The organism is Streptococcus sp. Z556 (assembly GCF_053010225.1).
In genome coordinates, this window is record NZ_JBRKNU010000002.1 from 16,457 (window position 1) to 29,380 (window position 12,924).

Genomic DNA, 12,924 nt, shown 5'->3' on the forward strand with positions numbered 1-12,924 from the left:
GCGCTTTTGTTTAGTCTCTTTTTTATAACATTTTACTGAGTGACAAGAAATGTTTGTTCTTGTTCTAAATCTACATTCACATTTTTTGAATCTTCTACAAATTTTAGAAAAAACAATCAAAAATATGATTTTTTGTGTTTAGGGTATTGAAATTTCCTATATTATTTTATAAAATAAGGATAAAAGGCTATGAAAAAGTAATGCGCTTACAAAGAAATGGAAGCGGTTACTAAAGGAGGATTTTATGGAAAAAGGCTTTTGGAATCGTAAAAGAGTCTACAGTATTCGTAAGTTTGCTGTAGGAGCTTGCTCTGTCATGATTGGAACCTGTGCTGTTCTATTTGGAGGAAGTGTTGTTGGAGAATCACCAGTTTTTGCGGATGAAACTCCTATTGCGCACACTGTAGAACAAGCAAAAGAGGAAAGTCCAGCAGAGGAGGAAAAACAGGATCAAGCAGTAGTAGAGAATAACGAGGCTGTAAGTGTCGATCAAAGTCAAGCTGCTCAAATTGAAGCAAGCAAACCAGAGAAGAAAGAAGAGGAACCTGTAGCTCCAAAAGAGGAGAAAGCGTCAGTAAAACCTGAAGAAACAGCTCCAAAGGTAGAATCTCAAGCTTCAAGTCAAGAAAAGCCTGTCAAGGAAGAGTTGAAAGCTGCAACAAATGAAGAAGTAAATCAAATGATTGAAGATAGAAAAGTGAATTTTAATCAAAATTGGCACTTTAAACTCAATGCGAATCCTAAAGAAGCTGTGAAATCAGATGCTGATGTATCAACATGGCAAAAATTGGATCTCCCACACGACTGGAGTATCTTTAACGATTTTGACCATCAATCGCCTGCCCAAAACGAAGGTGGACAGCTCAATGGTGGTGAAGCTTGGTATCGTAAGACCTTTAAACTTGATGAAAAAGACCTTAAGAAAAATGTTCGTGTAACCTTTGATGGTGTCTACATGGATTCTCAAGTCTATGTCAATGGTCAGTTAGTGGGACATTATCCAAATGGTTATAACCAGTTCTCATACGATATTACCAAATACCTCCACAAAGATGGTCGTGAGAATGTGATTGCTGTTCATGCAGTCAACAAACAACCAAGTAGCCGTTGGTACTCAGGTAGCGGTATCTACCGTGATGTGACCTTGCAAATGACAGATAAGGTTCATGTTGAGAAAAATGGTACAACCATCTTAACACCAAAACTAGAACAACAGCAACATGGCAAGGTTGAAACACATGTGACCAGCAAAATCGTTAATACAGACGATAAAGACCATGAACTTGTAGCAGAGTATCAAATCGTTGAACGTGGTGGTCAGGCTGTAACAGGCTTGGTTCGTACAGCGAGTCGTACCTTGAAAGCACATGAATCAACAAGTCTTGATGCTATTTTAGAAGTTGAACAACCAAAACTCTGGACAGTTTTAAATGACAAACCAGCCTTGTACGAATTGATTACGCGTGTTTACCGTGATGGTCAATTGGTGGATGCTAAGAAGGATCTGTTTGGTTACCGTTACTATCATTGGACTCCAAATGAAGGCTTCTCTTTGAATGGTGAACGCATTAAATTCCATGGTGTTTCCTTGCACCATGACCACGGAGCTCTTGGAGCAGAAGAAAACTATAAGGCAGAATACCGTCGTCTCAAACAAATGAAGGAGATGGGGGTCAACTCCATCCGTACAACCCACAACCCTGCTAGTGAGCAAACTTTGCAAATCGCTGCAGAACTTGGTTTGCTCGTTCAGGAAGAGGCCTTTGATACGTGGTATGGTGGAAAGAAACCTTATGACTATGGTCGTTTCTTTGAAAAAGATGCCACTCACCTAGAAGCAAGAAAAGGTGAAAAATGGTCTGACTACGATCTTCGTACCATGGTCGAAAGAGGCAAAAACAACCCTGCTATCTTCATGTGGTCAATTGGTAATGAAATCGGTGAAGCTAATGGTGATGCCCACTCTCTAGCAACTGTAAAACGTCTGGTCAAAGTTATCAAGGATGTTGATAAGACTCGTTACGTTACCATGGGTGCAGATAAGTTCCGTTTCGGTAATGGTAGTGGTGGACATGAGAAAATTGCTGATGAACTGGATGCAGTTGGATTCAACTATTCTGAAGACAACTACAAAGCGCTTCGTACGAAACATCCTAACTGGTTGATTTACGGTTCTGAGACATCTTCAGCTACCCGTACACGTGGAAGTTACTATCGCCCTGAACAGGAATTGAAACATAGTAACGGACCTGAGCGTCATTACGAACAGTCTGATTATGGAAATGACCGTGTTGGTTGGGGTAAAACTGCAACCGCTTCATGGACTTTTGACCGTGACAATGCTGGTTACGCAGGACAATTTATCTGGACTGGTACAGACTATATCGGGGAGCCTACACCATGGCACAACCAAAACCATACACCAGTTAAGAGTTCTTACTTTGGTATTGTTGATACAGCTGGTATTCCAAAACATGATTTCTACCTCTACCAAAGCCAATGGGTTTCTGTTAAGAAGAAACCAATGGTTCACCTCCTTCCTCACTGGAACTGGGAAAATAGAGACTTGGCCTCTAAAGTAGAAGATGCACAAGGAAAAATTCCAGTTCGTGCTTACTCAAACGCTGCAAGCGTAGAATTGTTCTTGAATGGTCAATCTCTTGGGGTTAAGAAGTTTAACAAGAAACAAACTAGCGATGGACGCACTTACCAAGAAGGTGCCAATGCCAAGGAACTCTATCTTGAGTGGAAGGTTGCTTACCAACCAGGTACTTTAGAAGCAGTAGCTCGTGATGAAGCTGGTAAAGAAATTGCACGTGACAAGATTACCACTGCAGGCCAACCAGCAGGTGTTCGTCTCATCAAGGAAGAACACGCAATCGCTGCAGATGGAAAAGACTTGACCTACATCTACTACGAAATTGTTGACAGCCAAGGGAATGTAGTCCCAACTGCTAATAATCTGGTTCGCTTCCAATTGCATGGTCAAGGTCAACTTGTCGGTGTAGATAATGGGGAACAAGCCAGCCGTGAACGTTATAAGGCACAACCAGATGGTTCTTGGATTCGCAGAGCCTTTAACGGTAAAGGGGTTGCCATTGTTAAATCAACTGAGCAAGCAGGTAAATTCACCCTTACTGCCCATTCAGATCTCTTGAAATCTAGTCAAATAACGGTCTTTACTGGTAAAAAAGAAGACCAAGAAAAGACTGTTCTCGGGACAGAAGTACCAAAAGTACGTACTGTTATTGAGAAAGAGCCAAAAATGCCGAAGACAGTCGGTTTTATCTACAGTGATGGCAGTCGTGAAAAACGTCCAGTAACTTGGTCTTCAGTTGATGTGAGCCAAGCAGGAGTTGTGACTGTTAAAGGTATGGCAGATGGACGCGAAGTTGAGGCCCGTGTCGAAATTCTAGCAATTGCAAATGAGCTTCCAACTGTTAAGCGTGTTGCTCCAGGAACAGACTTGAGCGCTGTTGACAAATACGTTTCTATTGCTGTTACGGATGGAAGCGTTCAAGAATACGAAGTTGATAAGTGGGAGATTGCGGAAGCAGATAAAGCTAAACTGTCAGTTGCAGGATCACGTATTCCAATGACTGGCCAACTAGGTGGTGAGACTATTCACGCTACCCTTGTAGTAGAAGACGGTGATGTTGCAGCACCTGTAACACCAAATGTAACTGTAGGTGGCGAATCTGTCACTGGTCTTACTACTCAAAATCCAATGCAATATCGAACTCTTGCTTACGGTGCATCCTTGCCAGAAGTTGAAGCAAGTGCTGAAAATGCGGATGTTACTGTAGTCCAAGCAAGTGCAGCAAACGGCATGCGTGCAAGCATCTATGTTCAACCAAAAGATGGTGGCCCTCTTCAAACCTATGCAATTCAATTCCTTGAAGAAGCACCAAAAATTGACCATTTGAGCCTACAAGTGGAGCAAGCTGACGATCTCAAAGAAGATCAAACAGTGAAATTGTCTGTACTCGCTCACTATCAAGACGGAACCCAAGCAGTTTTACCAGCTGATAAAGTAACCTTCTCTACAAGTGGTGAAGGGGAAGTCGCAGTTCGTAAAGGAATGCTTGAGTTACATAAGCCAGGAGCAGTCACTCTGAAAGCGGAATATGAGGGAGCTAAAGGCCAAGTTGAACTCACTATCCAAGCCAATACTGAGACGAAGGTTGCGCAATCTATCCGTCCGGTAAATGTAGTGACAGACTTGCATCAAGAACCTACTCTTCCAACAACAGTAACTGTTGAGTATGACAAAGGTTTCCCTAAAACTCATAAAGTCATTTGGCAAGCTATTCCGAAAGAAAAACTAGACCACTATCAAACCTTCGAAGTTCTAGGTAAAGTTGAAGGAATTGACCTTGAAGCGCGTGCTAAAGTCTCTGTAGAAGGTATCGTTTCGGTTGAAGAAGTCAGTGTGACAACACCAATCGCTGAAGCACCACAATTACCAGAAAGTGTTCGTACCTACGATTCAAATGGTCACGTTTCATCAGCTAAGGTTACTTGGGACGCGATTCGTTCAGAGCAATACGCCAAGGAAGGTGTCTTTACAGTTAATGGTCGCCTAGAAGGTACGCAATTAACTACCAAACTTCATGTTCGTGTGTCTGCTCAAACTGAGCAAGGAGCAAATATTTCTGACCAATGGACAGGTTCAGAATTGCCACTTGCCTTTGCTTCAGACTCAAATCCAACCGATCCTGTTTCAAATGTCAACGATAAATTGATTTCCTTTAATGACCGACCAGCCAACCGTTGGACAAACTGGAATCGTACTAATCCAGAAGCTTCAGTCGGTGTCCTATTCGGAGATTCAGGTATCTTGAGCAAACGTTCTGTTGATAATCTAAGTGTCGGATTCCACGAAGACCACGGAGTTGGTGTACCTAAGTCTTATGTGATTGAGTATTATGTTGGTAAGACTGTTCCAACAGCTCCTAAAAATCCTAGCTTTGTAGGTGAGGAAAACCATGTCTTTAACGATCCTGCAAACTGGAAAGAGGTAAGCAATCTCAAAGCACCAGCTCAATTAAAAGCTGGAGAAATGAATCATTTCAGCTTTGATAAAGTTGAGACCTATGCGGTTCGCATTCGTATGGTTCGACTTGATAGCAAGAAAGGAACTTCTATCACAGAAGTACAAATCTTTGCAAAACAAGTCGCAGCAGCCAAACAAGGACAAACGAGAATCCAAGTTGACGGTAAAGACTTAGCAAACTTCAACCCTGATTTGACAGACTACTACCTTGAGTCTGTAGATGGAAAAGTTCCTGCAGTAACAGCAAGTGTTAGCAACAATGGTCTCGCTACCGTCGTTCCAAGTGTTCGTGAAGGTGAGCCAGTTCGTGTTATCGCGAAAGCTGAAAATGGTGATATCCTAGGAGAATACCGTCTACACTTTACAAGCAATAAAGACTTGCTCTCTCGTAAACCAGTTGCCGCGGTCAAACAAGCTCGTTTGGTACAAGTAGGGCAACCGCTTGAATTGCCAACTAAGGTTCCTGTTTACTTCACAGGTAAAGACGGTTATGAAACAAAAGACTTGGCAGTTGAATGGGAAGAAGTTCCAGCAGAAAATCTGACAAAAGCAGGTCAATTTACCGTTCGAGGTCGTGTCCTTGGTAGCGATCTTGTTGCTGAGTTCACTGTACGAGTGACAGACAAACTTGGTGAAGCTCTTTCAAATAACCCAGAGTATGATGAAAATAGTAACCGCGCCTTTGCTTCAGCCACTAACGACATTGATAGAAACTCCCATGACCGTGTGGACTATCTCAATGACGGAAATCATTCAGAAAATCGTCGTTGGACAAACTGGTCTCCAACACCATCTTCTAATCCAGAAGTATCAGCAGGTGTAATCTTCCGTGAAAATGGTAAGATTGTAGAACGGACTGTAGCGCAAGCCAAACTTCATTTCTTTGCAGATAGTGGTACGGATGCCCCATCTAAACTCGTTTTGGAACGCTATATTGGCCCAGATTTTGAAGTGCCTACCTACTATTCTAACTACCAAGCCTACGATGCAGCTCATCCATTTAATAATCCAGAAAATTGGGAAGCTGTACCTTATCGTGCAGATAAAGACATCGCAGCTGGTGATGAAATCAACGTAACATTTAAAGCTGTCAAAGCCAAAGCCATGAGATGGCGTATGGAGCGTAAAGCAGACAAGAGCGGTGTTGCGATGATTGAGATGACCTTCCTTGCACCGAGTGAATTGCCTCAAGAAAGTACGCAATCGAAGATTCTTGTGGATGGAAAAGAACTTCCTGACTTCGCTGAAGATCGTCAAGACTATCAAATCACCTATAAAGGTCAACGTCCAAAAGTCTCAGTCGAAGAAAGTAATCAAGTAGCTTCAACAGTTGTAGATAGCGGAGACGATAGCCTTCCAGTACTTGTTCGCCTTGTTTCAGAAAGTGGAAAACAAGTCAAGGAATACCGTATCCAGTTGACTAAGGAAAAACCAGTTTCTGAGAAGACTGTTGCTGCTGTACAAGAAGAACTTCCAAAACTCGAATTTGTTGAAAACGATTTGGCCTATAAGACAGTTGAGAAAAAGGATTCAACATTGTATCTAGGTGAAACTCGTGTAGAACAAGAAGGAAAAGTTGGTAAGGAACGGATCTTCACAGCGGTTAATCCTAGTGGAAGTAAGGAAGAAAAACTCCGTGAAGTGGTAGAGGCTCCGACAGACCGCATCGTCTTGGTCGGAACAAAACCAGGAACCTCTCTTCCAGAAGACGAAGTGAAGAACCTAGTCCTTAACAGACCAGAACTTGTAGTTGAAGAAGAAACCATCGACTTCAAGGTTCAGGAGCGTAAGTCTGATAAGTTGTACCTAGGAGAAACTCGTGTTGTCCAAGAAGGTCAAAAAGGTATCCGTCTTCACTTGATTGAAGTGGAAAATGGAAAACGTCAGCTTAAAGAAACTTACGATAAAGTCGCTGTTCAAGATCGTATAGTAGAAGTTGGTACTAAACCAGGAACTTCTCTTCCAGAAGACGAAGTTAAGAACCTCGTTCTTAATCTTCCAGAGCTTATCTCAGAAGAAGAAATCATTGATTTCAAAGTTCAGGAACAAAAGAATGATCAGCTTCCAGCGGGTCAAACTCGTGTTCTCAAAGAAGGTCAAAAGGGTATCCGTGTTCACTTGATCGAAGTTGAAAATGGCAAGCGAACTGAAAAAGAAAGCTATGATAAAGTCATGGCTCAAGATCGCATCGTCGAAGTCGGTACAGCTGGTGAAATGACCAAACCAGTACCTCAAGAAATTACAAAACCACAAGTATCAGAAAAAGCAGATACAAAAGAAATTGCTTCAAGTAAAGCTAATCAAGCTCAAAAAGAGCAGTTGCCAAATACAGGAAGTGCAGCAAGCCAAGCAGCAGTAGCAGCAGGCCTAGCTCTTCTCGGTTTGGGGGCAGGATTAGTCGCCACTAAAGGCAAAAAAGAAGATTAGAGTTTAGTATTTTTAGGCTGTAGAATGCCTTATAGCTTAAAAGAGGCTGAGACAAAAAGATTTTGATTTTAGGAATTCTTTATTATAAATTTTTAAATCGATAGATTAGACAAAAAAGCGAACAATACAGCACTCTGAGTGTCAGATAACTGATTTTGTTCGCTTTTTGTATTTAAGATTAGACTTTTGTCTCAGTCTCTTTTTAAGTATAGGAGTAAAAGAAAAACCCGGTAATTAAATACAGGGTCAGTGATCATTTTACCATCATCAATTCGACAATCATAGCTATGTAGATAATCAGGGTAAGGAGAAAACCTGCTCTCCAGAAGAATTTGATAAATTTAGGGTAGTAAAAACTTCTTTTTTTGAGGAGAAAAAAGATAACTAAGAGGATTGCTAGGAGAGAAAGGGCAACACCAAGTCGCGGTAGAAAGTTGTGGGTAAAGGCTTTAGCAGTGATAAGGTAGTACTCGAATACCAAAAGTGGAAAAGCTAAATCCGCGAAATTAATTCTTAGTTTTTTTAGTCCGAAAAGCTTGGTGACAATAAAGCAAACCACCAAGGTTAATATCAATAATAAAATAGATGCTATTTTCATTAAAATCATACCCATATTGTATCATAAAAAAACGCTAAAGGAAATGAGAAACAAGGGAATTTGTTGGAAAGTCAGGCTTTTGAGATTGTAGGTGTTTTTTGTTATAATGAAAGTTATGAAATCTTATAATACCTTGAATGATTATTATCGAAAACTCTTTGGAGAAAAGACCTTTAAAGTTCCTATTGATGCGGGGTTTGACTGTCCTAATCGCGATGGAACTGTGGCACATGGGGGTTGTACCTTTTGTACGGTTTCGGGTTCTGGAGATGCCATTGTAGCACCAGATGCCCCTATCCGTGAGCAATTTTATAAGGAAATCGACTTTATGCACCGCAAGTGGCCAGATGTTAAAAAGTATCTAGTTTATTTCCAAAACTTTACCAACACCCATGAAAAGGTGGAAGTGATTCGGGAGCGATATGAGCAGGCTATCAACGAGCCAGGTGTAGTAGGAATCAATATCGGAACACGGCCAGACTGTTTACCCGATGAAACCATTGAATATTTGGCTGAGTTATCGGAGCGCATGCATGTGACGGTAGAATTGGGATTACAGACCACCTTTGAAGCAACCTCTGACCTGATTAACCGTGCTCATTCTTATGAATTGTATGTTGAAACAGTCAAACGCTTGAGGAAATATCCCAAGATTGAGATTGTTTCCCATTTGATCAATGGCTTGCCCGGTGAGACTCATGAGATGATGATTGAAAATGTCCGTCGCTGTGTCACGGATAATGATATTCAAGGAATTAAACTGCACTTGCTTCACCTCATGACCAATACACGGATGCAGCGAGATTACCACGAAGGACGCTTGCAACTGATGAGTCAGGATGAGTATGTCAAGGTCATTTGTGACCAGTTGGAAATCATTCCCAAGCATATTGTCATTCATCGAATCACAGGAGATGCACCTAGAGATATGCTGATTGGTCCCATGTGGAGTCTCAATAAATGGGAAGTGCTGAATGCTATTGAAACTGAGATGCGACGTCGCGGAAGTGTGCAAGGATGCAAGGCTGTAAAACAGGAGTTTAAAAATGAAAAGACCACTTGAGATGGCACATGATTTTTTAGCGGAAGTTGTGACAAAAGAGGATATCGTAGTGGATGCGACCATGGGGAATGGCCACGATACGCTATTTTTAGCCAAGCTAGCCAAGCAAGTCTATGCCTTTGATATCCAGGAGCAGGCTTTGGAGAAGACGCAAGAGCGTTTGGATCAGGCTGGAATGACAAATACCCAGTTAATCTTGCAAGGTCATGAGACACTTGACCAGTTTGTGACAGAAGCTAAGGTAGGGATTTTTAATCTGGGTTATTTGCCTTCTGCTGACAAATCCGTCATCACCAAACCTCAGACTACCATGGAAGCACTTAAAAAGCTCTGTCATTTGCTTGTCAAGGGTGGACGGATTGCCATTATGATTTATTATGGTCATGAGGGAGGAGATATTGAGAGGGATGCTGTTTTGGACTTTGTTAGCCAGTTGAACCAACAAGAGTATACAGCTGCCATTTATCGGACTCTCAACCAAGTCAACAATCCCCCGTTTTTAGTTATGATTGAGAAATTAGAAAGATATAGACATGGATAAGCAGTACCTACGTGAGAAATTAGAGGCTATGCGCCAAAATTTTGTTGAGTCAACGCAGCATGAGCGAGCGGTTGGAGTACTCGACGAAGAGCATATGAGTAAGAAAATGCTCAAAATCAAGAAAAAGTTAGTGGCTCTTGAAATGGAACGGTGCCAGAAAAAAATTGAGCACAAAGATTGTTCCAAGATTGATCAGAAAATCCAAGAGCAGAAGGAGATATTTGAATCTTGCTGTAAAAAAGACTAAGGAGGAATTGCGTGGAATTACTCATTTACCTGCTTCTATTTTTATTTGTCTTAATTGTTTCCAGTACGACAAATAAACTCTTGCCTTTTTTGCCCCTCCCCCTAGTACAAATTCTTTTGGGAATTGGCATTGGTCTCTTTTTGCCAAATACTGACTTTCATCTCAATACCGAGCTGTTTTTGGCAGTTGTTATTGGTCCCCTACTCTTTCGTGAAGCTCAAGAAGCAGATATTACATCTGTTTTAAAACACTGGCGTATCATTGTTTATTTAATTTTTCCAGTGATTTTCATCTCTACCCTGAGTTTGGGATCCTTGGCTTATTTCCTTTGGCTCAGCCTTCCCTTAGCCGCCTGCGTGGCTGTTGGGGCAGCGCTTGGTCCGACGGATTTGGTAGCTTTTGCTTCTCTGTCTGAGCGTTTTAGTTTCCCAAAGCGGGTTTCCAATATCCTCAAAGGAGAAGGACTTTTAAATGATGCTTCTGGTTTGGTTGCCTTTAGGGTGGCTCTGACTGCATGGACAACAGGCGCTTTTTCCCTCAGTCAGGCTGGAACTTCCCTAGCTCTTTCTATCCTTGGTGGTTTTGCGATCGGCTTTGTGACGGCAATGATCAATCGTTTCCTACATACATTTTTACTGAGTCTGCGAGTGACGGATATAGCGAGTGAACTTTTGCTTGAACTGAGTTTGCCTCTTATGACCTTCTTTATCGCCGAAGAAATCCATGTTTCAGGGATTATCGCAGTTGTAGTTGCAGGGATTTTGAAGGCCAGTCGTTTCAAGAAAATCACACTCCTCGAAGCCCAAGTTGATACTGTTACTGATACTGTTTGGCATACCGTGACCTTCATGCTCAATGGTTCTGTCTTTGTCATCTTGGGAATGGAATTGGAAATGATAGCAGAACCTATCCTGACCAATCCCCTTTATAATCCCCTACTCTTATTGGTATCGGTTGTTTTACTGACATTCTTACTTTTTGCCATTCGCTTTGTCATGATTTATGGCTTCTATATTTGGAGAACTCGACGGCTCAAGAAAAATCTTCGTAATTACATGAAGGATATGCTTCTTTTGACCTTCTCTGGTGTAAAAGGAACAGTCTCTATTGCAACTATTCTTCTCATACCTAGTAATCTAGAGCAGGAGTATCCCCTCTTACTTTTCCTTGTAGCGGGTGTCACGCTATTAAGCTTTCTAACAGGTCTTTTAGTTCTTCCCCACCTTTCCGAGGAGCAAGAAGAAACCAAGGATTACCTCATGCACATTGCAATTTTAAATGAGGTCACAGGAGAGTTAGAAAAAGAACTGGAAGGGCATAAGAACAAACTACCCCTTTATGCGGCTATTGATAATTATCACGGCCGAATTGAAAACCTAATCCTTAGTCAAGAAAATAAAAGCGCCCAAGAGGACTGGGAGGCTTTAAAACTCCTCATCTTGAGTATCGAAAGCGATGGTTTAGAGCAGGCTTACGAGGAAGGAAAAATCGGTGAGCGTGGCTATCAAGTTTACCAACGCTATTTGAAAAATATGGAACAGAGCATCAATCGCAAGGTGGCTTCCCGCCTAACATATTACTTCCTTGTATCCCTCCGTATCTTGCGTTTTGTCCTGCATGAATTGCTGACCTTTGGCCAGACTTTCCGTAGTTGGAATGACAAGGAGCAACGTCGCCTTCGAGCCATTGATTATGATCAAATATCCGAACTCTATCTGGAGAACACGGAGTTGATTATCGAAAGTTTGGAAAACCTAAAAGGAATCTACAAGAGTAGTCTGATTAGCTTTATGCAGGAGTCTCGCTTGCGTGAAACAGCTATTATCGGTAGTGGGGCCTTTGTCGAACGTGTTATCACTCGTATCAAACCAAACAATATCGATGAAATGCTAAGAGGTTACTACCTAGAACGTAAGTTAATCTTTGAATACGAAGAGAAGAAATTGATTACGACCAAGTATGCCAAGAAATTACGGCAAAATGTCAACAATCTTGAAAATTATTCTCTAAAAGAAGCCGCAAATACCCTACCCTATGATATGATGGAATTAGTCAGAAGAAATTAGTTTAGAAAATCAAAGTGTATTAGGAGGATCGCAACATGAAAAAGTGGTGGAAAGAGCTGATGGAACGGCCCTTGTTGAAAGCTTTTTTACATTTTTATCAAGCTTCCGATAGTGAACTGACCAGTGTTGCGGTTGCCTACTATTGGTTGATTTCAATCTTCCCCTTGCTGATGATAGTGGTCAATATTTTGCCCTATTTTCAAATTCCGATTTCAAATTTTTTGCTCACCATCAAGGAATTTGTACCAGATACAGTCTATGATGTGGTTGCAAAGATTGTCCGAGAAGTCCTGACTCAACCATCGACTGGTTTGCTGAGTTTTGCAGTCTTGTCTGCACTTTGGACCTTCTCGAAATCGATGGATTTTCTCCAAAAAGCCTTTAATAAGGCTTATGGAGTGGCCAAGAGCCGAGGAATTATCTCCCATCAACTCATGAGTTTACTTGTTAGCTTTGGATTGCAAATTCTTTTTGCCTTAGCCTTATTTTTGAGTATGTTTGGACGTATGTTGCTCAACCTCCTCAAAACTTACTGGCAATCAGACAGTCCTTTCTTTGATTATCTACAGGACTTTACAGGGCCTTTGATTTATGCCTTGCTCTTTGCCATCTTGGTCATGCTCTACTATTTCCTTCCAAACGTTAGAGTCCCTCGTATTCGCTACGTTTTTCCTGGTAGTGTCTTTGTCTTACTGACCCTTGTCTTTCTGTTGAATATCTTTTCTGTCTATTTCAATAACTATGTCAATCATCTGGTCGATGTTCGATTCTTCAGTTCCATTATTGTGGTGGTCATGATGTTCTGGTTTATTCTCATCGCAAAGATTTTAATTATCGGAGCAGTTATCAATGCCAGTGTGCAGAGTTTGAAGGATCCAAAGTTTAGTATGGAATAATTAGAAAAATCCCTATTAGGTTTCCTAATA

Annotated in this window: 7 protein-coding genes; 6 read left to right on the forward strand and 1 reads right to left on the reverse strand. The window is 41.4% G+C overall.

What is annotated here, in order from left to right; all coding sequences use genetic code 11:
• Positions 1-244: 244 nt before the first annotated feature.
• Positions 245-7,483 carry an LPXTG-anchored adhesin/beta-galactosidase BgaA gene (gene bgaA, locus ACVC7S_RS02480; protein WP_447266058.1) on the forward strand — a complete coding sequence of 2,413 codons (7,239 nt, stop codon included), beginning with the start codon at positions 245-247 and terminating at the stop codon, positions 7,481-7,483.
• A 253-nt stretch (positions 7,484-7,736) separates the two neighbouring features.
• On the opposite strand, the gene ACVC7S_RS02485 is transcribed toward bgaA, so the two are convergent.
• Positions 7,737-8,096 carry a DUF3397 domain-containing protein gene (locus tag ACVC7S_RS02485; RefSeq protein WP_447266059.1) on the reverse strand — a complete coding sequence of 120 codons (360 nt, stop codon included), beginning with the start codon at positions 8,094-8,096 and terminating at the stop codon, positions 7,737-7,739.
• Positions 8,097-8,187: 91 nt separating this feature from the next.
• Here ACVC7S_RS02485 and ACVC7S_RS02490 point away from each other — a divergent pair, with 91 nt between their 5' ends.
• The 5 genes from ACVC7S_RS02490 to ACVC7S_RS02510 are packed head-to-tail and all read left to right on the forward strand — an operon-like array spanning position 8,188 to position 12,894.
• A complete protein-coding gene (locus ACVC7S_RS02490) occupies positions 8,188-9,144 on the forward strand; it encodes a TIGR01212 family radical SAM protein (RefSeq protein WP_038805487.1) in 957 nt (318 codons plus the stop codon).
• Entirely contained in the window at positions 9,128-9,685 is a 558-nt protein-coding gene (locus ACVC7S_RS02495; protein ID WP_447266060.1) for a tRNA (mnm(5)s(2)U34)-methyltransferase, read from the forward strand. Before ACVC7S_RS02490 ends, ACVC7S_RS02495 begins: the two co-directional genes overlap by 17 nt.
• Entirely contained in the window at positions 9,678-9,932 is a 255-nt protein-coding gene (locus ACVC7S_RS02500; RefSeq protein WP_000361099.1) for a hypothetical protein, read from the forward strand. The genes ACVC7S_RS02495 and ACVC7S_RS02500 overlap by 8 nt, the downstream gene beginning before the upstream one ends.
• 11 nt (positions 9,933-9,943) lie before the next feature.
• On the forward strand, positions 9,944-11,998 hold the full coding sequence (locus ACVC7S_RS02505; protein WP_447266061.1) for a cation:proton antiporter: 2,055 nt from the start codon (positions 9,944-9,946) through the stop codon (positions 11,996-11,998).
• Between the two features lie 35 nt (positions 11,999-12,033).
• Entirely contained in the window at positions 12,034-12,894 is an 861-nt protein-coding gene (locus tag ACVC7S_RS02510) for a YihY/virulence factor BrkB family protein (protein WP_447266062.1), read from the forward strand.
• Positions 12,895-12,924 lie beyond the last annotated feature (30 nt).

Coding starts and splice junctions, on each gene's coding strand:
- bgaA (WP_447266058.1), top strand. CDS start 245: ATGGAAAAAGGCTTTTGGAATCGTAAAAGAGTCTACAGTATTCGTAAG.
- ACVC7S_RS02485 (WP_447266059.1), bottom strand. CDS start 8,096: ATGGGTATGATTTTAATGAAAATAGCATCTATTTTATTATTGATATTA.
- ACVC7S_RS02490 (WP_038805487.1), top strand. CDS start 8,188: ATGAAAGTTATGAAATCTTATAATACCTTGAATGATTATTATCGAAAA.
- ACVC7S_RS02495 (WP_447266060.1), top strand. CDS start 9,128: ATGAAAAGACCACTTGAGATGGCACATGATTTTTTAGCGGAAGTTGTG.
- ACVC7S_RS02500 (WP_000361099.1), top strand. CDS start 9,678: ATGGATAAGCAGTACCTACGTGAGAAATTAGAGGCTATGCGCCAAAAT.
- ACVC7S_RS02510 (WP_447266062.1), top strand. CDS start 12,034: ATGAAAAAGTGGTGGAAAGAGCTGATGGAACGGCCCTTGTTGAAAGCT.